This window comes from Sphingobium sp. TomMM7A, assembly GCF_055397305.1.
In genome coordinates this window covers 2,124,047-2,145,691 of sequence record NZ_AP027311.1, presented here as the reverse complement: position 1 = coordinate 2,145,691, position 21,645 = coordinate 2,124,047, and the positions used below count along the sequence as shown (strand labels likewise).

Genomic DNA, 21,645 nt, shown 5'->3' with positions numbered 1-21,645 from the left:
GACGATCTTTCGACCGTTCTATGCTCAGGCCGCGGGCAGCGCGGCCTTCGCCTGGGCGATGATGGCGCTAAACGCCTCGCCTTCGTGCATCGCAATGTCAGCCAGAACCTTGCGGTCCAGATCGACGCCAGCCAGCTTCAGGCCGTGCATGAACTGCGAATAGGTCAGGCCTTCAGCGCGGACGCCAGCGTTGATGCGCTGGATCCAGAGGCCACGGAAGGTGCGCTTCTTGACCTTGCGGTCGCGATAAGCGTACTGGCCGGCCTTTTCGACGGCCTGGCGAGCGATACGGATCGTGTTCTTGCGACGGCCATAATAGCCCTTCGCCTGATCCAGAATCCTCTTATGCTTCGCCTTGGTGGTCGTACCACGTTTTACGCGTGCCATGTGCCTCTACTCCTTACTTCAGGCCGTAGGGCGCCCAGAGGCGCACGTGAGCGACATCGGAATCCGACAGCACGGACGTGCCGCGATTCTGGCGGATATACTTTGCGTTGTGGCTGATCAGGCGGTGACGCTTGCCAGCGACGCCGTGCTTGACCTTGCCGGAAGCGGTGAACTTGAAGCGCTTCTTCACACCGCTCTTGGTCTTGAGCTTGGGCATTTTCGTCTCCTTTTTCAGCGCGACGATTACGGACAGCCACGGCAGCCCTAGTTAGCCGGGCGGTCCTTCCAAATATCGCGAAGGGGCGCGCATAATCGGCCAGCCGCCGGAAAGCAAGGTGATTCGGACCTAAAGCAGGGGAGGGGCGTTCTTGCGCCATGGCCGACGCCGATCCCCTGCGGCCGGGCACCCCGGCGAAATCGGCTCCTGCGCTCGACAGCGGGGCAGGAGGCGTTGGCCATTATTGGTCCTCCGCACGTCAGAAATGGCGCAATGTTCCCCTGCCGCTGCGTATCATCGCCTATATCGTCGGGCTGATCCTCCTGCTGTGGTTGATCCTGTTCATCACGAAGGGCCGCTTCCTCAAACATCCGTTCGAGCGCTTCCTCACCAGTCGGCTGGAGCGCCCGGTCAAGGTCGCCGGTGACTTCCAGCTGTATTTCGCGCCCATCACGATCAAGTTTCGCGCCGAGGGAATGACGATCGCCAACACGCCCTGGGCGAGCAGGCCGCATTTCTTTCATTCGGATCTTATCGATACCCGGATCGTGCCGCTCAGCCTGATCTTCGGCGACAAATATCGCATCCGTTGGCTTGAGCTTCGCAACGCCGCCGCGGATCTGGAATGGTCGCGGGACGGCAAGACCAACACCTGGACCTTCGGTGACCGCGCCAAAAAAGGCGAGCCGCTCAATCTGCCGCTCGTGCGCCAGGCGCTGCTTGCCGGAACGACCTTGCGCTATCGCGACCCCCGGATGCAGCTGTCCACCGACATTAAATTCGAAACGGTGAAGGCGCAGGATACGCGCTTCGCGAGTGACATCCGTTTCTCCGGCGACGGCACGATGCGCAGCCGTCCCTTCACTCTGCGTGGCGGACTGCTCTCGCCCAATGAGACCGTCATCGGCGGCAAGAACAGTCTCGCGCTCCACGCACAGTCCGGGCCGACAATCTTGGAGGTCAGCGGAACCTTGGCCGGCGCGACTGAGATTGAGGGAGCGGACTTGCGGCTGCTGACGCGCGGTCCCAATCTCGCGCTGCTGTTCGACTTTCTGGGCGTCGCCATGCCCGAAACCCGCACCTACCGCTTCACCTCCGCGCTTACCAAGCAGGGTGGAGAATGGCGCTTTACCCATCTCAAGGGCCGGTTTGGAGATAGCGACCTTTCCGGGCGCATGACCGTGTCTCTGCCCGACAATCGCTTGCGCTTGAAGGCTGACCTCGCCACTCGCACCCTCGATATTATCGATGTGGGTCCCTTCATCGGCTACAATCCCCAAAAGTTGGAAGCGCAGGGCGCCAGTGGTGCGATCGAGAATGTCGGCGGTAGGCCGCGCGTCCTGCCGGACGCACCGCTGAGGGTCGAGGCCCTGCGCAACTTCGATGCCAATGTTCGATACGACGTGCGCCAGGTCAGGGCGCCCAATGTGCCCATTTCCAATATCGGCCTTACGCTAGCGCTTGAGCGCAGCCTTTTGACGCTTTCGCCGCTCACTTTCGACATGTCCGGCGGGCATGTCAGTTTGGACATAGAGATAAACGCCCGGGCTCAGCCGGTGCGTACGCGCTACGATGTGCGCCTGTCACCGACACCCATGGGCAAGCTGCTTGGCCGCTGGGGTGTTGAGGAATCGGGGACCACCGGCATCATCAAGGCGCGGGCGCAAATGACAGGTTTGGGCAGCACAGTGCATGATTCGCTTAGTACCGCCAATGGCAGGATCGCGGTCATCCTGCCTGCGGGCACTATGTGGGCACGCAATGTTCAGCTTGCCGAACTCGATGTAGGCACCTTCATCACGAAGATGTTCGAAAAGAAGCTGAAGGAACCTGTCCAGATCAATTGCGGGCTGATCGCCTTCACCGTTCGCAACGGCATCGCGGCCGCGGATCCGATCATCATCGATACCAGGAAGAACGTCATGCTGGGGCGGGGCGGCTTTTCCTTCCGTAATGAGAGCCTCGATCTCGCCTTCCGCGCTGACGGCAAGAAGTTCAGCCTGTTTTCCGGCCAATCGCCGGTCGGCATCACAGGCTATTTCGCGAAGCCCGGCATCAACGTCATCAGTCCTGAACTGATCGCGCGCGGCGGTGCGGCGGCGGCGCTGGGGATCGCGGCGAGCCCACTCGCTGCCGTGCTCGCCTTTGTCGATGTGGGCGACGCCAAGAGTGCCGCGTGTGGCCCCGTTCTCGCTGGCGCGACCGCCACTGCGCAGAGGACGAAAGGTGGGAAGCCCCGAGATGACGTAGGCCGGGGCACAACCTCAAAAGAAGAGTCCGGCAAGGCCAACGCCAGGGAAGAAAAGAAGCAGAAAAAGAAGTTTCTGGGGATTTTCTAGGGCAATGCTGCGAACGTAATTCATCGCGAGGGCTGCGATATGATCTTCGGCACCGCCCGCTGGGAAATCGGAACTGGCGACATTACCCGTTGCGCAACGGAAGCGATCGTCAACGCCGCCAATAGTTCCCTGCTGGGGGGCGGCGGCGTGGATGGTGCGATCCATCGAGCGGCAGGGCCTGAACTGCTCGCCGAATGCCGTATGCTGGGCGGCTGTCCAGTGGGGGAGGCGCGGATCACGCGCGGCTACAGCCTGCCCGCTGCCCATGTCATTCATACCGTCGGTCCGGTATGGCGGGGCGGGGCTTCGGGCGAACCCCGGTTGCTCGCCAATTGCTACCGATCATCGCTCGATTTGGCGCGGGAGCACAGCCTCCGCAGTATAGCCTTCCCCGCCATCTCCACCGGCATTTATGGCTATCCGAAAGAACAGGCCTCTCGGATCGCGGCCCAGACGGTGCGGGGCCAGCTTGCGGCTTTCCCGTCGGCCTTCGACCTCATCCTGTTCATCTGCTTCGATGACGAGAGCGCGCGGATCTATGCTGAAGCAGTAACGGCGCTGGCCGCCTGAAACATCAAGGCCTGAAACATCAATGCCTTAAACATCAATGAGCGTGATGTCCCTCGGCAAGCGCTTCCAGCACATCGTCCAGCCGAGCAGGATCGCCGATCGCGATAACCTGTCCGTCGCTTTCCGCCGTGATGGGGTCGCCCGCCCAATCGCACATCCGCCCCCCCGCACCTTCCACGACAGGGACGAGCGCGGCGATATCGTGCAGCTTCAACCCGGCTTCGACGACGATATCGACATGGCCTGACGCGATAAGGCCGTAATTATAACAGTCGCCGCCCCAAACCGTGTCGCGGCACTGACCAGCCAGCCGTGAGAAATGCTCGCCGGTGCATCCGGGGAAATATTGCGGCCCGGTGCTGGCGACGATCGCTTCTTCAAGCGACCGGCAACTGCGGGCGGTGACGGGTGCGCCGTTGAAGGTGGTGGGCTGGCCCATCATGCCTGCCCAGCGCTCTTGCGCGATTGGCTGGTCGATGATGCCGACCGTCGGCCATCCCGCCTCAGTCAGCGCGATAAGCGTGCCAAAGATCGGCCGTCCCGCAATGAAGCTGCGCGTGCCGTCGATCGGGTCGAGGATCCAGACGCGCTCCGCGTCTTCGCGTGTCGCTCCATATTCCTCCCCGATGATGCCGTCCTGGGGGCGTTCCTTTTCCAAGATGGCTCGGATCGCTGCTTCCGCCGCCCGATCCGCCTCGGTCACCGGCGACAGGTCCGACTTGAATTCCATGTCGTATCGCGCGCGGAAAAAGGGCCGGATGGCTGCCGCCGCGGCGTCGGCGAGGCGGTGGGCAAGGGTCAGGTCATCGCGGGTCGTCATCGCTCCCGCCTAGCCGGAAAGCGCCTGCTGCGCTAGGCTTTGCCAACCTGTTCCTGATCGCGATGAAGGAGGGAAAACATGCCTGGCTCCCCACTGATCCCCGGCCTGCGCTATGCCGATGCTCCAGCGGCTATAAACTTCCTGCAAGAGGCTTTCGGCTTTGCATTGCACGCCTGTTATGAGGACGAAGCGGACCCGCACATCATCCACCACGCGCAACTCATATTGGGCGAGGGCATGGTCATGCTGGGCAGCGCGCGCGATGGCGAGGCCGAGTCGCTCTACAGTTGGACCACGCCGCGCGATCTGGGCGGTGTCACGACCTGCATCTATGTGGTGGTCCCGGATGCCGACGCCCACTGCCTGCATGCCCGCAATCAGGGTGCGGTGGTGGTGAACGAGCCGCATGATAATCAGGGCTATCCCGGACGCGGTTATGAGGCGCTCGATCCGGAAGGGAATCTCTGGAGCTTCGGCACCTATGATCCTTGGGCAGCCGCCGTTTAAGCTTCGTCAATCCGCGCCGTTTATCGCTTCGTATCGGAAGGGAATCGTTGTGGCGCTGATCGGCTGGATCTTGAGTTTCGCGGCCTTGCTGGGTGCCCTCGCCTTGCGGCAGGACGCGCCCGTCGGCGGGTCAGCTACCCTTTCCAACATGCTCCTGCTGCTGGCGCTGCTCTCCTGCCCGATGCTCTGGCGGGAAAAACCGCTTGGCATTTCCCGCGCTCAGAGGGTCGTTGGCGGACTGATCCTTTTATTCTGCCTGCCCATAGTGTTGCTGCCGGGCGCCTAATAGAAGTCGCGCGGCGCAACTTCTCCTGTCAGTCGAACAGGCTGGAAACCGAGCTTTCGTCCGCAATCCGCTTGATCGCTTCGCCCAGCAGCGGGGCAATCGGCAAGTGACGGATGCTCTTGGCAGTGCACACAGTGTCCGTGCCCTGGATCGAATCGGTGATCACGAGTTCCTTGAGTTCCGACGCCTCGACGCGCGCAACCGCGCCGCCCGACAGCACGCCATGGCTCACATAGGCGACCACATCCTCTGCCCCTGCGGCCTTCAGCGCTCCGGCCGCGTTGCACAGCGTACCGGCCGAATCGACGATATCATCGATCAGGACGCAGAAGCGGCCCTTCACGTCGCCGATGATGTTCATCACTTCCGATTCGCCCGCGCGCTCGCGGCGCTTGTCGACGATGGCGAGCGGGGCGTTGTCCAGCCGCTTGGCCAGCGCACGGGCGCGCACCACGCCGCCGACGTCCGGCGACACGACCATCAGGTTGCGATCACCAAAGCGCGCCTGGATATCCGCCGACATCACCGGTGCACCAAAGAGGTTGTCGGTCGGAATGTCGAAAAAGCCCTGGATTTGCCCAGCATGCAGATCAACCGACAGCACGCGGTCAGCACCCGCCGTGGTGATGAGGTTCGCCACCAGCTTGGCCGAGATCGGCGTGCGCGGGCCGGGCTTCCGATCCTGCCGGGCATAGCCGAAATAAGGAACCACCGCAGTGATTCGCTTGGCCGACGCGCGCTTCAGCGCATCGATCATGATCAGCAATTCCATGAGATTGTCGTTCGTCGGATAAGCCGTCGACTGAATGACGAACACATCCTCGCCCCGGACATTCTCGTGAATTTCCACGAAAACTTCCTCATCCGCGAAGCGGCGGACGCTCGCATCGGTCAGCGGGATCTCGATATAATCTGCAATTGCGGCCGCAAGCGGCTTGTTCGAATTGCCGGTCATGAGTTTCATGGCCAAACCCCTGTGACGATTGGATGACGGTGCGCGAAACGCGGCCCCTTTAGCCGCGCTTGCCCTCACTGGAAAGGCGCTTTTGCGCAGGGGGGCAAAATGCACTAGGGCGCGGGCATGACCGACAAACTCGTGATCGCCCTTGCCCAAATGACACAGAGCGTGGGCGACCTGAAGGCCAATGCGGACGCGATGCTCGAATGGCGGGCGCGCGCGGCCGGTGCCGACCTCATCGTCTTTCCCGAACTCCAGCTGATCGGCTATCCGCCCGAAGACCTGGTTTTGAAGCCCGCACTGGTCGATCGCGCCAACCATGAACTGGATCGTCTGGCCCAGGCGACAGCGGACGGCGGCCCCGCGATGCTGGTCGGCACCGTAGTCGCCTCCCAAGGCGTATTGTTCAACGTCATCGCCCTGTTGGAAGATGGGGCCGTCACCGCCATCCGCCAGAAGCGCGAGCTGCCCAATTACGGCACATTTGACGAAAAGCGTCTGTTCGCGCCCGGCCCGCTACCCGCGCCGATCGACTTCCGTGGCGTGAAGATCGGCGTGCCGATTTGCGAAGATATCTGGTTCCCCTTCGTCACCGCGCATCTGCGGGCGGAGGGGGCGGAAATCCTCATCAGCCCCAATGGCAGCCCGTTCGAAGTCGACAAGGACGACCGCCGCATCAACGCCGTCGCTGGTACGCGCGTGCGTGAAACCGGCCTGCCGCTCGTCTATCTGAACCGCGTCGGCGGCCAGGATGAACTGGTGTTCGACGGCGCGTCCTTCGTCATGGGCGCCGACCGCAGCATCGCCCACCAGCTCCCCGACTGGGAGGAAGCGCTCGTCCTCACCCATTGGGAAAAATGGGAAGGCCAGTGGGTCTGCATTCCCGGCGAGCGGCACGAACTCGATAGCCGCCCCGCCGATATCTACAATGCGATGGTGCTGGGCCTGCGCGACTATGTGAACCGCAACGGCTTCCCCGGCGTCGTCCTCGGCCTGTCAGGCGGCATCGACTCAGCGCTGTCGGCAGCGGTGGCCGTGGACGCCCTGGGGCCGGAGCGCGTCTGGAGCGTCATGATGCCGTCGCGCTTCACCAGCCAGGACAGCCTGGACGATGCCGTCGAATGCGCCCGCTTGCTCGGCATCCGCTACGACACGATCCCGATCGAGCCTGCCGTGGCGGCCTTCGACATGATGCTGGCCGATGCTTTCGCGGGGCGGCAGCGCGACCTTGCCGAAGAAAATCTCCAGTCCCGCATTCGTGGCGTGACGTTGATGGGCCTGTCCAACAAGTTCGGCCACATGCTGCTGACCACCGGCAACAAGAGCGAGATGTCAGTCGGCTACGCCACCATCTATGGCGACATGGCAGGCGGCTATTCGGTGTTGAAGGACGCCTACAAGACCACTGTCTTCGACCTCAGCCGTTGGCGCAACGAGCATGTCTCTTCGCTTGGCCTTGGCCCATCCGGTCCGGTAATGCCCGAACGCGTGATCACCAAGCCGCCAAGCGCGGAATTGCGGGACGATCAGAAGGACGAAGACAGCCTCCCTCCCTATGAGGTGCTGGACCCCATCCTGTATGGCCTGGTGGAGGAGGAGCTGTCGGTGGAAGAGCTTGTCGCGCGCGGCTTCGACAAGGATGTGGTCGCCCGGATCGAGCGCCTCCTCTATGTCGCCGAATATAAGCGACGCCAATCCCCTCCGGGCGTAAAGCTCGGCATGCGCAATTTCGGGCGTGATCGCCGTTATCCGATCACCAACGCTTTCCGGACCCTTTAAGCTCATGACCGTCATCACCCGCTTTGCGCCGTCGCCGACCGGCAACCTTCATGTCGGCAATATCCGCGCCGCGCTGCATAACTGGCTTTGGGCACGCAAAAGCGGGGGCAAGTTCCTCCTGCGCCTTGACGATACGGACCTTGAGCGCTCCCGCGAGGAATATGCCGACGCGATCCGGGCGGACCTGTCCTGGCTCGGCCTGAACTGGGATGGCGAGGAAAAGCAGTCGGATCGCTTCGCCCTGTATGAAAGCCGGTTCGAGCAATTGAAGGCGTCGGGCCATGTCTATCCGGCCTATGAAACGAGCCAAGAACTGGAGCTGCGCCGAAAGGTGCTGCTCGGCCGGGGACTTCCGCCGGTCTATGACCGCGCCGCCCTGTCGCTGACCGCCGATCAGATCGCCGCCTATGAAGCCGAAGGCCGCACACCCCATTGGCGCTTCAAGCTCGATCATGATCAGCCGATCGTCTGGACCGACCTTATCCGTGGCGAGCAGCGCTTTGACCCCAAGCTGCTGTCCGACCCGGTGATCCGCCGCGCCGATGGCAGCTGGCTCTACATGCTCCCCTCCGTGATCGACGATGTGGACATGGGGGTAACCCATGTGCTGCGCGGCGAAGATCATGTCTCCAACACGGCGACGCAAATCCAGATGTTCGCCGCTTTAGGGGCCGGGCTCCCCTTCTTCGCGCATGAGGCATTGCTGACGGGTAGCGAAGGCAAGCTCTCCAAGCGCTTGGGCTCGCTAGGCGTCGCCCATTTCCGCGAGATCGGGCTGGAGCCTATGGCTGTCTTGGCGCTACTCGCCCGCCTCGGCACATCGATGCCGGTAGAGCCATTCGCGAATGTCGAGCCGCTGGTCGAAAGCTTCGACTTCGCGCATTTCGGACGAGCGCCCGCCCGCTTCGATGAAGCGGAACTTGCCGCACTTAACCAGAAGATCGTCCATCTTCTACCCTATGACGCCGTGTCCGGCCGCCTGCCTGCCGGGATGAATGAGGCAGGCTGGAACGCCATCCGGCCGAACCTCGAAAATGTGGGGCAAGCCGCCGATTGGTGGCGCATCGTGACTGGCCCCGTCGAAGCGCCTGCGCCCGACGAGGATGATCGCACCTTCCTCGCAACTGCTCGGGAAATGCTGCTGGAGTTGGACTTCAACGCGGACATTTGGCCTGCGCTCACCGGCGCGCTCAAGGAGCGTACAGGCCGCAAGGGCAAAATGCTGTTCCTGCCCCTACGCCGTGCCCTTACCGGCTTGGATCACGGCCCGGATATGGCTCAACTCTTGCCGCTGATCGGCAGAGACGAAGCACTCCGCCGCCTGGGTTGAGTCGGGCAGCGCCCTGAGCAGATCAGGCGCGTATGGCTTCCAACGCCTTGCCCACAGCCAATATGCCTTCGGGCGCGACAGCAAAGCCCATATGGGTGCAATCCACCTCGATGGCCCTGTCGCGCTCGCCGTGCCTGCCCTTTGCGCATTCCGGCACAATAACCCCGTCGCGCCGCGACCAGAGGGCAATGGTGGGGACCTGCGGCTTTACCTCCCGATTGCAGGCAAAAGGCGGGCAATCGACGGGATGACCCGCCACCAGCTGATAGAGCCGCCAAGCATGATTGGCGCGCGGATCGCCTGAAAAGGGCGTGCCCATGGTGATGACGCCAGCAACTTTCTCCTGCGCGACCTTGGCATATTCTCGTGCGAACAGCCCTCCCAGGCTCCAGCCCACCAGAGTCACCGGTGCATCGGTTTCCTTGCGAATCCTGTCCACTCGCCGGTCGATTAGCTCGAGCGTGTCTGGCCGGGGACCCAGATTGCGTCCCATGTCCCAGCTGTGTGCCCTATATCCCGCAGCCTGAAGGATCGTGCGCATCATCTCCATCCGCTGCTCTGAAGCGAGCAGGCCGGGGATCAGCAGGATGTGGCGCCCATCGCCCTTTATAGCTCGCGACAAGGCACCGGCTCGGGCATGGCTGCGCGCCAGATCGATCGGCATGGAAGCGTTGCCCAGCAAATGCCGCAGGGAAGGCCGCACTGCATCGCTAGGATGCTGCGCTACGCGGCCCTTCCAGAAGCTGGTGATCGAATCGACATAAGGCGGCACGAGAAAACAGTCTCCAAGGCCCGAAGGCGAAAGATGACATTCTCATGACAAATGCGCCGCGCGTCCAATGGTTTCGCGCGGCCGTCTCAACGGCTGGTCGATTATGACAGGTTCTTCAGGGCGCGAGGGGCGAGGTTTGGATGACTGGCCCACCACTGACGCCGTGCAACTGACGCGGCTCCAATATGGCTGCGGTCTCGATCAGGTCGAGCGCCCGCCGTGCTTCGATATAGCGGCGGGCGAACTGCATCCACCTGTCGGCGGCCGCCCTGCCGGGCATTTTTTCCACCTCTGCAAGAGCAGGACCTACCCGCCCCGCATCGATATAACGCAGCGCCCGTTCCATCGCAGCCTCCGGACGCGGAGAGGGTGTGGACGTCCGCCTGATGGTGACGAGTTCGCGGGCCTCATGCTCCACCGATTCCCACCAGCTCGTTTGTGGCCCGGGCGTCGTCAATTGATCGGCGACGCCGGAAAGTCCGGCGCGCAGGTCGGCAATCGTGACCGGCTCGCGCGCCGCATTGATGATCGTCGCCACGGCGCGCGGCTGCGCCTGACCAAAGCGCAACCTCAATTGCCCTTCGATATAGCCGAGAGGCATTCCGCTATCGAGCGCACGGCGCGCGGCGAAGGCGACCAGCAATCCCTCGGCGCGCGCTGCATTTCCGGACGCTGCCTGAGCCTCTACGGTAATGCGATTGAGCCGATCTTCCAGCTGCACTACCCGTCCGTCCAGCATCTGCGCCGCGTCTGCGGACAGTGGGCGTAGCGCGACGCCGGGGCGCAAATAGGGGTCGGCGGTGGCGACCGACGGTTGCGCGCGATCATTCCACCGGCCCTGAAAATAGAGCATCGTGCCGATGGCAAGCGCGACGCCGATCACAAAGGCAAATAGCAGGGACGCGAAGATCGGCCAGGAACTCCGTTTGCGCGGAGGAACCGGCGGAATCGCCGTGACGCTTGTCGCGCCGCCTTCTTCGCTCATTGAGGACCTTTCTTCCATCTTGGCGGGATCATTCGCACAATCGTGCCGCGAGGGCCAGCATCCTCTCGTCATCGGGCCTGTCGGGCGCTTCGCCGCTGGCCCAGCCGGGGCCGCAGGCCAAAAGAGCCGTCGGGCTGATGGCGATAATAGGGAAATCGCGCCGCCGCTCCGGGGCGATCATTTCTGCAAGGTTGGCGCCCGCACGCGGGGAATGAACCAGCAATATCGCGCCCGGCTCCAGCTGAGGATCAAGCTGCGCCTGCGGCCGCGCGCCGATCGTATAGACGGCCACCCGCTCGATACTCAACTGCCCCGCCTCTATCGGGGCGAGTGTCGTGCCCCCCAGATGCAGCACCCGCCGGTGTCCGTCCGCCGCCATGCGGGCCGCGATGGCGCTGCCATCCTGATCGCCGCTGACGACATTCGCGAAGCCATGCTCTGCCATTGCCTGGGCGGTCGCGCTCCCGACCGCATAGGCGGGTAGCGCCCGGTAACCGACAAGCTGCGATCCGCCGAGCCGCGCAGCCTGCGCGCTGGTCATCAACAGCGCATCGAACCGCTCAGGCGGAGGTGCGTCCCAGCCGATCGGCCGTGCCTCGAACAATGGGCAAAGGCGGGGTAGGAGGCCCAGCTTCCTTGCCCGCGCGGCAGTCTCGCTCGCGCCCGGTTCGGGCCGCAGGATGATGACCGGCCTCACGCCTCGAACAGAGCGCGCAGCTCCGCGCTGGCACGGTCGAGCAGGGAGCGTCCCAGCGCCTCCGCCGCGCTGAGATCGCCGCGTGCGATGATCCTTATGTCCTCCACCCGCTCGCGCCCGTCAGCGCTCAATATCTCGGCAGCGAGACGGATCTCCCCATCCTCCAGCCGGCCCAAAGCAGCGATCGGCGAATGGCACGTCCCGCCCAGCCCTTTGAGGACTGCTCGCTCGGCCAAAACACAATCGAACGTGTCGCTATCGTTGATCCCGGCCAGCAGCGCCTGCATTTGCGTATTGTCGCTCAATGTCTCGATGCCCACGGCCCCCTGCGATGGTGCTGGCAGCATGACGTCAAGCGGGATGCATGTCCCGACGTCCGGCTGCCCCAGCCGGTCGAGCCCCGCCGCCGCAAGCAATGTCGCATGCACCTCCCCGGCGGCAAGCTTCGCCAGCCGCGTCGCGACATTCCCCCTGAACAGCACGACTTGCGCATCAGGCCGCAGCCGCTTGACCTGCGCCGCCCGCCGGGGGGAACTTGATCCCACCACCGGGTTCTCGGGCAGGGCCGCAAAGCTTTCCGCGCCGACCAGCCGATCCCGGACATCCGCGCGGGGCAGCATGGCCGTAATGGTGATTTCGGCAGGTCGGATAGTCTCCACATCCTTCATGGAGTGGACGGCAAAGTCGATTTGACCTTCCACCAGTGCCCGGTCCAGTTCCTTCGTCCACAGCGCCTTGCCGCCGATTTCCGCCAACGCCCGGTCCTGAATCCGGTCGCCGCTCGTCTGGACGATCACCGTCTCGATCGTGTCCGCTGCCCAGCCATGCTGCGCGCAGAGCGCCTCGGCCGTCATGCGCGCTTGCGCCAGCGCAAGGGGCGAACCTCGCGTGCCAAGACGGAGCGGGCGATCAGGCGTGAAAGATTGCAATGTCATATGCCGCTTGCTCTAATATCCGTGGCCATTAGATGGAAGCAGCAATGACGATCATCCTCGGCCTGGAATCTAGCTGCGACGAAACTGCGGCAGCGTTGGTGACGGCTGATGGGAAGATACTCGCCCACCGTCTTGCCACGCAGGAGGAGGCGCACCGCCCCTATGGCGGCGTTGTGCCTGAGATAGCCGCCCGCGCCCATGTCGAGGCATTGGCTCCCCTGATCGAAGCGGCACTTGCCGACGCAGATTTGACCCTGGATCAGGTTGACGTGATCGCCGCGACCGCAGGCCCCGGATTGATCGGCGGCGTGATGGTCGGTCTGGTGACTGGCAAGGCGCTCGCCCATGCCGTCAACAAGCCGTTGGTCGCCGTCAATCATCTCGAAGGCCATGCGCTGTCGCCCCGGCTTGCCGATCCGTCGCTGCAATTTCCTTATCTCCTTTTGCTAGTTTCCGGCGGACATTGTCAGTTGCTCCATGTCCGTGGACCCGGTGACTATGCCCGCCTTGCCACCACGATCGATGATGCCAGTGGCGAGGCTTTTGACAAGACCGCCAAGCTGCTTGGCCTGGGCTACCCCGGAGGTCCGGCGGTCGAGCGGGCTGCGGCAAGCGGCAATCCTAAGGCCGTCCCCCTGCCGCGTCCGCTGGTCGGAACGGCCGAGCCGCATTTCTCCTTTGCCGGGCTCAAGAGCGCGGTAATGCGCGCCGCGCAATCGGGACAATATTCGACCGAAGACATTGCTGCGAGCTTCCAGCAGGCAGTGATAGATTGCCTCGTTGATCGGACTGAAAAGCAGCTTGTCGCGCTGGACGGGATAACCGCTTTGGTCGTTGCGGGTGGCGTTGCCGCCAACCAGTCGATCCGCGCAGGGCTTCAGGCACTCGCTGCGCGGCATGATCTTCCCTTTGTCGCGCCACCGCTTTGGCTTTGCACGGACAATGCCGCGATGATCGCCTGGGCCGGGGCTGAACGCTATGCAGCCGGGCTCGTCGATGATCTTACCGTTCCAGCCCGGCCGCGCTGGCCGCTGGATCCGGATGCCGAAAAAGCGCGCGGGGCAGGAGTGAAGGCATGAAGGCGGGTGTCATAGGAGCGGGCGCCTGGGGCACGGCCCTTGCGCAAACCCTTTCGTCGCAAGGCGAGGATGTCCGTTTGTGGGCGCTTGAACCGGACGTCGTCAGCGCCGTCAATCAGGATCATCTCAATCCCCTTTATCTTCCCGGGATTCCCCTCAATCCAGCCGTGCAGGCGACGGGGGACATGGCGGACATGGCTGACCGGGAACTGCTGTTGATCGTTAGCCCGGCCCAGCACCTGCGCGCTGTCGTGGCGGGACTCCCTGCCGGTATCCCGCTCATCCTGTGTTCGAAGGGGATCGAAGCTGGCTCCGGCCTGCTGATGTCGGAAGTCGCCAAGCAGGCCCAGCCCAGTTCGCCGATCGGCGTTTTGTCAGGCCCGACCTTCGCCCATGAAGTCGCGCGGGGGCTTCCCACCGCCGTCACCTTGGCTTGCGATGACGCCCAGCTTGCCGGGCGTATTGCGGCGCGTGTCGCCCGCCCCGCCTTTCGCCCTTACCTCTCCGACGATATCGTTGGGGCGGAAATCGGCGGCGCCGTCAAAAACGTGCTCGCCATCGCTTGCGGCGTTGCAGACGGAGCGGGCCTTGGCCTGAACGCTCGCGCATCGCTTATCAGCCGGGGCTTTGCCGAAATGACGCGTTTCGGCCTCGCGCGCGGCGCGCGCGCCGAAACGCTCTCGGGCCTTTCAGGGTTGGGTGACCTGGTTCTCACCTGTTCCTCGACCAACTCGCGCAATTTCTCGCTCGGTAAGGGATTGGGCGAAGGTCGATCGGCTGCCGAATTGCTTGCCAATCGCCGCACCGTTGCCGAAGGCGCCTTTACAGCGCCAGTGCTGCGCGAGGCTGCACGCGCGGCCTCTGTCGAAATGCCGGTGGTCGAAGCCGTCTGTGCCCTGCTGGAAGACGCGGCCCCTCTGGGCGAAGTCATCGACGCGCTGCTCGCGCGTCCGCTGCGTCCCGAATAATCCGTCGCCCTTCGATCATTTATTGTTTACCGTCCGGCAACAGAGAATATGACGCGACAGGGGGATCCACTTTCTTTGCCGACTGAGCAGGCTTCCTCCGCGCAACAGGATGACATCGCGGCGCTTGCCAGAGGTGGCCGGACGAATATCTTCGGCTTTCTTCTGCGCCTGGCTGCTCGCCTCCCTTTCCTTTTCATCGCTGGCCGCTGGTATGGTGCCGATGCGCTAGGCCGTTTCGCCTATGCTGTCCTTGTCGTTGAATTCATCGCGCAACTGGCGACGCTGGGGCTGAAGCGCGGTCTCGCTGGCGCGCTGGCTCAGACCGAACGTCCGCACGGTCATGTCGTCACGGACGCGATGCTCGTGACGCTGATCGCCGCCTCGTTGGGCAGTTGCATACTGGTTGCCTTCCCTCAAGCGATGTTCCCAAACAGCGGCATCAATGGCCTTGACCGCTTGCTGGCGCTTATCGTGATAGCCGTTGCAGGGTCAGACGTTGCACTCGCCGCCTGTGCTTATCGTTTTGACATAGGGGCAACAGTTCGTGCCAGGTCCATTATAGAACCCTGGGCTATCAGCATCGGCGCTTTCGCCTTCGCCTTTTATTCCACGCGCGATGGCCTGATCCTCTCCTACGTCGTTTCCATGATTGCGGCGTTCGTCGCCTCCATCATCCCCATGACTCGCCACTATGGCATACCCTATGGATGGCGCCCCGACTTCGGCAGGCTTTGGCGTCTCGCGCGCCGTAACTTGCCGCTCGCCGCCGCCGATGGCGTGGAATGGGGATCGCGTCGCCTTGACCTCGCCATTCTGGGCCTGTTCGTCAGCCCCGCGATCGTCGGCGTATATTATGTGGCGCAGCAGGTCGCCTCATTGCCGCAAAAGCTGAAAACCAGCTTCGATCCCATTCTGGGGCCGGTCATTACCCGCAACCTTGCCGAGGGCAATCTTGCCGCCATTGCGCGGCAGGTCAGCCAGGTGGGCTTCTGGATCATCGCCGCGCAGGCCGGTATCGCCCTTGCGCTGGGCATACCCGGCGAGGCGGTTATGGGGCTAGTCGGGCCGCATTTCGTTGGCGGCACCGGAGCGCTGGCCTTTCTCCTGCTGGCGGAGGTCGTCGCGGCCACTGCCGTAGTCAGCGAATCCGCGCTGGTATATATCGCTCGCCACCGCAACCTGATGATTTCGCTGTTCATGATCGGATTGCAGGCCGCGCTCAGTTTCGGACTCATATTGCTTGCGCGCCGATTTGATTTGCCTCCGATGGCGATAGCAGCGGCACCGGCTCTCGCGCTCACCATCGCGCTGGGGGTTGGCGCGCTGGTGAAGGCGCGCCTTTTGTCTCATCTGCTCAAGGCCAAGGTAAATGCCTGGCGCTGGCCATTGCTTAGCGCATGTGGCGTCGCCTGCATCGTGGGGGCGGCCTTTGTCGCTCTGCCGCCCGCGCTGGAATGGATCGAACTTGTTTTCGGTGTTGGGACGATCCTGGCGGTCTACGGCTTTGTCATTTGGCGATGGGGCTTCGGCCCCGATGACCGGGCCTTGTTCCGGCGCCAGAAAGCCGCCTGACCCAAATAGAGCTTAGGCGGCTTGGATCTTCCCGGTCGATGCGGATGAGCGTTCCGCGGTCTTACCGCCCCAGCTTCGCCCGGATCATCTTCAGATCCTGCTCGGGCCGCGCGCCCCAATGGGAAATCACTTCGGCTGCGGCTGCTGCGCCCAGTTCGAGGCAATGATGCACGTCCAGTTCCTCGATATGACCGGCAAGGAATCCTGCGGCGAACAGGTCGCCCGCCCCCGTGGTGTCGATCACCTGCGCAACAGATGCTGCGGGCACCTCGTAGCGAACGCCGTCCACCACAGCGATCGCGCCCTTTTCGCTGCGCGTCGAGATCAGCACCGGCACACGCCCAGCGAATGACGCCACCGCTTTGTCAAAATCATCGATCTGCGCCAGCGACTGAATTTCATGCTCGTTGGAAAAGAGGATGTCGATCAACCCCTGATCGATGAGTTGCACGAAATCGTCCCGATGGCGTTCAATGACGAAGCCATCGGACAGCGTGAAGGCAACCTTGCGGCCCGCCCCCTTCGCGGCGTCGATGGCGGCACGCATGGCAGCGCGCGGCTGTTCAGGATCCCACAGATAGCCTTCCAGATAGAGGATCGAGGCTGAACGGATCAGGTCGAGGTCGAGCGCTGATTCCGGCAGAAACTGCGACGCGCCCAGAAAGGTGTTCATCGTGCGTTGAGCGTCCGGCGTCACCAGGATCAGGCAGCGCGCGGTGGGCACCTCGCCCCCCACTGCTGGCGTGTCATAGCGGATACCGAGGGCGCGCACATCATGGGTGAACACCTCGCCCAGCTGGTCGTCACGCACTTGCCCGATGAAGGCGCAGCGCTTGCCCAGTGCCGCGAGGCCAGCCAGCGTGTTCGCCGCTGATCCGCCGCTGACCTCCTTGCCCGCGCCCATGTCGGCATAGAGCGCCTCGGCCGTCTCCGCGTTGATCAACTGCATCCCGCCCTTGGTCAGCGCATGTTCGGCAAGGAATGCGTCATCGCTGGGAGTAAGCACGTCGACAATGGCATTGCCGATCGCGACAACATCTAGCGAGGGGGCAGCAGCAGCGGTCACGCGATATCCTTACTCAAAGGCTCAAAATCGCGCCGTGTCTATCGAGCCGCGCTGCTGCGTGCAACGTTGCAGATTGACCATGCGTGCAGAGCGCGGAATAGCGTGCCTCATGGTGATCGCCGCCGCCCTTCGTGCCTTTCCCGTCATCTTCCATCGGGCTGCTCTGCGCCTGTTGGCCAAGACGCTCATGCTGACGCTGCTGATCTTTGCGATGGCGGGACTAGGTCTTTGGACAGCAGTCCACGCAACGCGCGCATATTTCGGCTGGAGTGGTGGTGGCCTAGCGGAAGCCGCCGTAATGGCTATGAGCCTGGTCGCGCTTGCATGGCTGCTCTTCCGGACCATCGCCATAGCAGTCATGAACCTGTTCGCCGACGACATCGTGGCTGCGGTCGAACGGGACAGCTATCCTGCCGCCGCAGCCGCCGCGCGGCCCTTGGGCTTCGCGCCTAGCTTGCGGCTTGCCCTCGCTTCGGCCGCGCGAACGGCGGGCTGGAACATGCTGGCGCTGCCAGTCTACCTCCTTCTTCTGGTTACCGGCGTCGGCACGATCCTGCTCTTCCTGGCGCTTAACGCCTATCTCCTGGGTCGCGATCTCAGTGATATGGTGGAACAGCGGCATCCGGGGCTCCCGCCGATCCCTCGCCTCGGCCGGTGGCTCATGGGCCTCGTCTCGGCGCTTATGTTCCTCATTCCCTTCATCAACTTGCTTGCGCCCGTTTGGAGCGCGGCTATGGCGGTGCACATGCTGCATGGCGTCCGGAACAAGTCACGATGAAAGCCCCCCAACATATCTTTTCGGTCTTGCTTGCGCTGCCATTGGCGGCTTGCGGCGGGTCGATTGTGCCGCCAGCGCCGATGCGCCCGTCTCCAGCTGGTCCGCCCGCCAGCGCCTTCATGAAATCGGGTCCGCTCATGGGAATGGACGTGCGCCACCTCGTCCAGCAATTCGGTACGCCGCGGCTTGATATCCGGGAAAGCAGCATGCGTAAGCTCCAGTTCGCTAACGGGCGCTGCGTTCTGGACGCCTATCTTTATGCACCGGCTCGCGGCAAGGAGCCTGTTGTCACCCATGTCGATGCTCGCACCCCCGCCGGGGCCGATACAGATCCGGGCGCCTGCGCTTCAGCGCTTCGGCGATAGGTCAGGGCGCGGACAGCCGCTCCACGGCCCACGCCGCCGCTTCCGCCACCACGGGATCGTCATCACTCAGCAATGGGTGCAATCGCGCCAAAAGACGTGGGTCGCTACTGTTACCCGCCGCTACGGCCGCGTTGCGGACCATCCGGTTGCGCCCGATCCGCTTGATCGGCGACCCTGAGAAAACCTCCCGAAACCCCGCATCATCCAAAGCCAGCAGGTCGCCAATCTCGGGCGCCGCCAGTTCGGCCCGTCCGATAAACGCCCGGTTTGCCGCTGCCGCATCAGCGAACTTATTCCACGGACACACCGCCAGACAATCGTCGCAGCCATAAATGCGATTGCCGATCTTGTCGCGAAACTCCGGCGGGATCGGCCCCTTATGTTCGATGGTAAGGTAAGAGATGCACCGCCGCGCATCCACGACATAGGGAGCGGGAAAGGCGTCAGTGGGGCAGGCCGACTGGCAGGCCGTGCAACTGCCGCAATGATCCACTTCGGGCAGGTCGGGTTCCAGGGCCAGTTCGCTATAGATCGCGCCCAGGAACAGCCAGCTGCCATGCGCCCGGCTGACGAGATTGCTGTGCTTCCCCTGCCAGCCCAGACCGGCCGCCGCCGCCAGCGGCTTTTCCATCACCGGCGCGGTGTCCACGAAGACCTTAAGGGCGCTCGCCTGCTCCTCGACCAGCCAGCGAGCAAGGCTCTTCAGTCCTTTTTTCACGACGTCATGATAGTCGCGCCCCTGTGCGTACACGGAAATGCGTCCACGATCGCCCTCCTCTGCCAGCGCCAGCGGGTCGCGGCCCGGGGCATAGCTCATCCCCAGCATGATGACGCTGCGTACGTCGGGCCACAGCGCGCTGGGTGAGCCGCGCTGCTCCGCGCGCTCCTCCATCCACAGCATCTCGCCATGACAGCCATCGTCCAGCCATTTGCGTAAGCGCCGCCCGGCCTCGGGCGCGGCGTCCGCGCGCGCGATGGCACATGCGGCAAACCCCAGCCGCTGCGCTTGCGCCTTCAGGCGCTGTTCCAAGGTTTCGGTTTGCGTTGGCATGCTGTGCGACTATCAGGAGTGGATGATCCGTAACAATCCGGCTCCCCCTTCGGCCTATGCCGTCGAAGGCCATGCTCTTGTCAAGACATTCGGCAAATTCCGGGCAGTCGATGGCATCGACCTCGCCGTTCCCACGGGCTCCATTTACGGCATTCTCGGGCCTAACGGAGCGGGCAAGACGACCTTGCTCCGCACGCTGCTCGGCATCATCGATCCCGACGAGGGTTCTCGCCGACTGCTGGGGGATGATGTCCCGCTGCGTCAGGCGCGGGCCATCGGCTATCTGCCCGAGGAGCGGGGCCTCTATCCCTCGATGAAGGCGGCGGAAGCGATCGCGTTCATGGGCGCATTGCGCGGGCTGCCGCTAAAAACAGGGCGGCAGCGCGCACGCGAGATGCTGGCCGAACATGGCATGGGCAGTTCGATCGACAAGCCGATCCGTCAACTGTCCAAGGGCATGGCGCAGACCGTTCAGCTATTCGGCACGATCGTCCACGAGCCTCGGCTGATAGTTCTCGACGAACCTTTCTCCGGGCTCGACGCGATCAACCAGGGCAAGCTGGAGCTACTGATCCGCGATCAGGCACGGCGGGGCGTCACCATCCTCTTTTCCACCCATGTCATCGCGCACGCCGAACGCCTCTGTGAACGCATCGCCATCGTCGCGGGCGGTCGCATCAGGTTCGAAGGGTCAGTGAGTGAGGCGCGCGACAAGCTGCGCCCGCAGGTTCGCCTGCGGACCCGCGCGAGCGATGGCAGCTGGCGCCGTGCCTTGCCTGCTGAAACGCTGGCGGCCGATGGCGCATGGCATTTTGATCTGCCGGATGAGGGGATCGAACCGCTGCTCCGGGCTTTGCTCGACGGGCAGGCGGGCATCGAAAGTCTCTCGATCGAACGGCCCGGCCTGCATGATGCGTTCGTCTCCATCGCAGGTGCCGCCGCGGCCCAGCAGATGCAGGATGCGGAAGAGGAGCCCGCGTGATGAGCGAAGTTCTGCGCGCGGCTCTGGTCATCGCCCGCCGCGATTTTTCCGCCGTGATCTTCTCAAAGACCTTCATCCTGTTCCTGCTTGGACCCTTGTTCCCGGTCGTGATCGGCATGGCGTTTGGCGGCCTGGGTGAAAAGATCACGACTGAAAGCCTGCGCCCCACCGTCGGCATCGCCATGGCGAAGGAAGATGCGGTGCGCATGGAACGTGCCCATGACATTCTTGCCGCCCGATTGGGGGCGGACAACCTCCCTCGCCTGCAACGCGCGCCCAAGGGAGCGCCGCGCGCCTTGCTTATGCGACCCGACGCCCGCTTCATCGCCATTGTGTCGGGCACGATCACCCATCCTGTGCTCACCGGCAAAGCCGACGATCTCGCCATGCTGGAAGGCGATATCAGCCTGCTCGCAAGCGCGGCCGTCGCTGGCGAACAGCTACCCCATGTGCAGATCAAGAAGCAGCTTGTTACAGCCAGCGCGGGCGCGGAGGCGCAATCGCGACTGTTGACGGGCCGTGCAGCACAGGTCCTGATATTCCTGCTCACCATGCTTCTCGCGGGCATGGTTCTGTCCAACCTTGTGGAGGAAAAAACCAACAAGGTGATCGAAATCCTCGCCGCCGCCGTCCCGATCGACTCCGTTTTCCTGGGTAAACTCATCGCCATGCTCGGCATGAGCTTCGTCGGCATCGGCTTCTGGGGGGCGGGGGTCGTGCTGGGCGTCCGGATTTTTGCAGGCCCTGACATCGCGCCGCCTACCCCTGCGGTTGGATGGCCCATGTTCCTGCTGCTTGGCGGCATCTATTTCACCATGGCCTACGCCTTGCTGGGCTCGTTATTCCTCGGCATCGGCGCACAGGCCGCAACCGTGCGGGAGGTGCAGACGCTCAACATGCCGGTCACCATGGCGCAGATGGGCGTCTTCTTTTTCGCGACCTATGCGGTTGATCATATGGGCTCCGCTCCAGAGATTGGCGCGATCATCTTCCCCTTCTCCTCGCCATTCGCGATGATCGCGCGAGCGGCTCAGGACTCGGCGCTGTGGCCCCATATTCTTGCGATCGTCTGGCAGGCCATTTGGGTCGCCGCAATCATCCGTCTGGGCGTTTGGCTGTTCCGTAGGCATGTGCTGAAATCAGGCCATGGCAGCAGCCGGAAATGGTTCAGGCGGCGCTCAGCCTCGGTTGGTTAGGTAGAC

Annotated in this window: 23 protein-coding genes; 13 read left to right on the top strand and 10 right to left on the bottom strand. The window is 63.3% G+C overall.

Annotated features, from left to right (window positions below; genetic code table 11):
- Positions 1 to 24: 24 nt before the first annotated feature.
- Both rplT and rpmI read right to left on the bottom strand, forming a co-directional pair.
- The gene (gene rplT / locus ACZ5ZH_RS10720; RefSeq protein WP_022682430.1) at positions 25 to 387 is read right to left on the bottom strand and encodes a 50S ribosomal protein L20; all 363 of its coding nucleotides are present in this window, start codon (positions 385 to 387) and stop codon (positions 25 to 27) included.
- A gap of 13 nt (positions 388 to 400) precedes the next feature.
- The gene (rpmI, locus tag ACZ5ZH_RS10715) at positions 401 to 604 is read right to left on the bottom strand and encodes a 50S ribosomal protein L35 (RefSeq protein ID WP_183955972.1); all 204 of its coding nucleotides are present in this window, start codon (positions 602 to 604) and stop codon (positions 401 to 403) included.
- 158 nt (positions 605 to 762) lie between these two features.
- On the opposite strand from rpmI, the gene ACZ5ZH_RS10710 reads away from it, so the two are divergent.
- Entirely contained in the window at positions 763 to 2,943 is a 2,181-nt protein-coding gene (locus ACZ5ZH_RS10710) for an AsmA family protein (RefSeq protein ID WP_464771497.1), read from the top strand.
- Between the two features lie 39 nt (positions 2,944 to 2,982).
- On the top strand, positions 2,983 to 3,513 hold the full coding sequence (locus tag ACZ5ZH_RS10705) for an O-acetyl-ADP-ribose deacetylase (protein ID WP_464771496.1): 531 nt from the start codon (positions 2,983 to 2,985) through the stop codon (positions 3,511 to 3,513).
- 34 nt (positions 3,514 to 3,547) lie between these two features.
- Here ACZ5ZH_RS10705 and hisN read toward each other — a convergent pair whose 3' ends face one another.
- Positions 3,548 to 4,333 carry a histidinol-phosphatase gene (gene hisN / locus ACZ5ZH_RS10700; RefSeq protein WP_464771495.1) on the bottom strand — a complete coding sequence of 262 codons (786 nt, stop codon included), beginning with the start codon at positions 4,331 to 4,333 and terminating at the stop codon, positions 3,548 to 3,550.
- A gap of 78 nt (positions 4,334 to 4,411) precedes the next feature.
- Between hisN and ACZ5ZH_RS10695 the strand changes: the two genes are divergently transcribed.
- Positions 4,412 to 4,840, top strand: coding sequence for a VOC family protein (locus ACZ5ZH_RS10695; protein WP_464771494.1), 429 nt, complete (start codon positions 4,412 to 4,414; stop codon positions 4,838 to 4,840).
- Positions 4,815 to 5,126: a hypothetical protein gene (locus tag ACZ5ZH_RS10690; protein ID WP_464771493.1), complete on the top strand. Its 312-nt coding sequence runs from the start codon at positions 4,815 to 4,817 to the stop codon at positions 5,124 to 5,126. The genes ACZ5ZH_RS10695 and ACZ5ZH_RS10690 overlap by 26 nt, the downstream gene beginning before the upstream one ends.
- Before the next feature lie 28 nt (positions 5,127 to 5,154).
- Here ACZ5ZH_RS10690 and ACZ5ZH_RS10685 read toward each other — a convergent pair whose 3' ends face one another.
- Positions 5,155 to 6,090, bottom strand: a complete 936-nt coding sequence (locus ACZ5ZH_RS10685; protein WP_460986980.1) for a ribose-phosphate pyrophosphokinase — start codon at positions 6,088 to 6,090, stop codon at positions 5,155 to 5,157.
- Between the two features lie 117 nt (positions 6,091 to 6,207).
- On the opposite strand from ACZ5ZH_RS10685, the gene ACZ5ZH_RS10680 reads away from it, so the two are divergent.
- A complete protein-coding gene (locus ACZ5ZH_RS10680) occupies positions 6,208 to 7,863 on the top strand; it encodes an NAD+ synthase (protein WP_464771492.1) in 1,656 nt (551 codons plus the stop codon).
- A 4-nt stretch (positions 7,864 to 7,867) separates the two neighbouring features.
- Positions 7,868 to 9,193 carry a glutamate--tRNA ligase gene (gltX, locus tag ACZ5ZH_RS10675; RefSeq protein WP_464771491.1) on the top strand — a complete coding sequence of 442 codons (1,326 nt, stop codon included), beginning with the start codon at positions 7,868 to 7,870 and terminating at the stop codon, positions 9,191 to 9,193.
- Between the two features lie 22 nt (positions 9,194 to 9,215).
- On the opposite strand, the gene ACZ5ZH_RS10670 is transcribed toward gltX, so the two are convergent.
- The 4 genes from ACZ5ZH_RS10670 to hemC all read right to left on the bottom strand — a co-directional run bounded on the left by ACZ5ZH_RS10670 (position 9,216) and on the right by hemC (position 12,582).
- On the bottom strand, positions 9,216 to 9,965 hold the full coding sequence (locus tag ACZ5ZH_RS10670; protein WP_460986977.1) for an esterase/lipase family protein: 750 nt from the start codon (positions 9,963 to 9,965) through the stop codon (positions 9,216 to 9,218).
- A gap of 115 nt (positions 9,966 to 10,080) precedes the next feature.
- Positions 10,081 to 10,968: a hypothetical protein gene (locus ACZ5ZH_RS10665; RefSeq protein WP_464771490.1), complete on the bottom strand. Its 888-nt coding sequence runs from the start codon at positions 10,966 to 10,968 to the stop codon at positions 10,081 to 10,083.
- 10 nt (positions 10,969 to 10,978) lie between these two features.
- Positions 10,979 to 11,647, bottom strand: a complete 669-nt coding sequence (locus tag ACZ5ZH_RS10660; protein WP_460986975.1) for a uroporphyrinogen-III synthase — start codon at positions 11,645 to 11,647, stop codon at positions 10,979 to 10,981.
- Positions 11,644 to 12,582 (bottom strand): hydroxymethylbilane synthase, encoded by a 939-nt coding sequence (hemC, locus tag ACZ5ZH_RS10655; protein ID WP_464771489.1) that lies wholly within the window; start codon positions 12,580 to 12,582, stop codon positions 11,644 to 11,646. The genes ACZ5ZH_RS10660 and hemC overlap by 4 nt, the downstream gene beginning before the upstream one ends.
- Positions 12,583 to 12,626: 44 nt before the next feature.
- Between hemC and tsaD the strand changes: the two genes are divergently transcribed.
- From tsaD to ACZ5ZH_RS10640, 3 genes are read left to right on the top strand one after another with little or no spacing between them, the layout of a single operon-like run.
- Entirely contained in the window at positions 12,627 to 13,661 is a 1,035-nt protein-coding gene (gene tsaD, locus ACZ5ZH_RS10650; protein WP_460986973.1) for a tRNA (adenosine(37)-N6)-threonylcarbamoyltransferase complex transferase subunit TsaD, read from the top strand.
- The gene (locus tag ACZ5ZH_RS10645; RefSeq protein ID WP_464771488.1) at positions 13,658 to 14,629 is read left to right on the top strand and encodes an NAD(P)H-dependent glycerol-3-phosphate dehydrogenase; all 972 of its coding nucleotides are present in this window, start codon (positions 13,658 to 13,660) and stop codon (positions 14,627 to 14,629) included. The genes tsaD and ACZ5ZH_RS10645 overlap by 4 nt, the downstream gene beginning before the upstream one ends.
- Before the next feature lie 48 nt (positions 14,630 to 14,677).
- On the top strand, positions 14,678 to 16,201 hold the full coding sequence (locus tag ACZ5ZH_RS10640; RefSeq protein ID WP_464771487.1) for a lipopolysaccharide biosynthesis protein: 1,524 nt from the start codon (positions 14,678 to 14,680) through the stop codon (positions 16,199 to 16,201).
- Positions 16,202 to 16,262: 61 nt separating this feature from the next.
- Here the strand turns inward: ACZ5ZH_RS10640 and ACZ5ZH_RS10635 are convergent, their stop codons facing one another.
- Complete coding sequence (locus tag ACZ5ZH_RS10635; RefSeq protein ID WP_464771486.1) at positions 16,263 to 17,267, bottom strand: adenosine kinase; 1,005 nt, start codon at positions 17,265 to 17,267, stop codon at positions 16,263 to 16,265.
- Between the two features lie 109 nt (positions 17,268 to 17,376).
- Between ACZ5ZH_RS10635 and ACZ5ZH_RS10630 the strand changes: the two genes are divergently transcribed.
- Positions 17,377 to 18,045: an EI24 domain-containing protein gene (locus ACZ5ZH_RS10630; protein WP_464771485.1), complete on the top strand. Its 669-nt coding sequence runs from the start codon at positions 17,377 to 17,379 to the stop codon at positions 18,043 to 18,045.
- The gene (locus ACZ5ZH_RS10625; RefSeq protein WP_464771484.1) at positions 18,042 to 18,410 is read left to right on the top strand and encodes a hypothetical protein; all 369 of its coding nucleotides are present in this window, start codon (positions 18,042 to 18,044) and stop codon (positions 18,408 to 18,410) included. Before ACZ5ZH_RS10630 ends, ACZ5ZH_RS10625 begins: the two co-directional genes overlap by 4 nt.
- Position 18,411: 1 nt before the next feature.
- On the opposite strand, the gene queG is transcribed toward ACZ5ZH_RS10625, so the two are convergent.
- Positions 18,412 to 19,461, bottom strand: a complete 1,050-nt coding sequence (queG, locus tag ACZ5ZH_RS10620) for a tRNA epoxyqueuosine(34) reductase QueG (protein WP_464771483.1) — start codon at positions 19,459 to 19,461, stop codon at positions 18,412 to 18,414.
- Between the two features lie 22 nt (positions 19,462 to 19,483).
- Between queG and ACZ5ZH_RS10615 the strand changes: the two genes are divergently transcribed.
- Positions 19,484 to 20,443 carry an ABC transporter ATP-binding protein gene (locus tag ACZ5ZH_RS10615; protein WP_464772638.1) on the top strand — a complete coding sequence of 320 codons (960 nt, stop codon included), beginning with the start codon at positions 19,484 to 19,486 and terminating at the stop codon, positions 20,441 to 20,443.
- Positions 20,443 to 21,639, top strand: coding sequence for an ABC transporter permease (locus tag ACZ5ZH_RS10610; protein ID WP_464771482.1), 1,197 nt, complete (start codon positions 20,443 to 20,445; stop codon positions 21,637 to 21,639). Before ACZ5ZH_RS10615 ends, ACZ5ZH_RS10610 begins: the two co-directional genes overlap by 1 nt.
- Positions 21,640 to 21,645 lie beyond the last annotated feature (6 nt).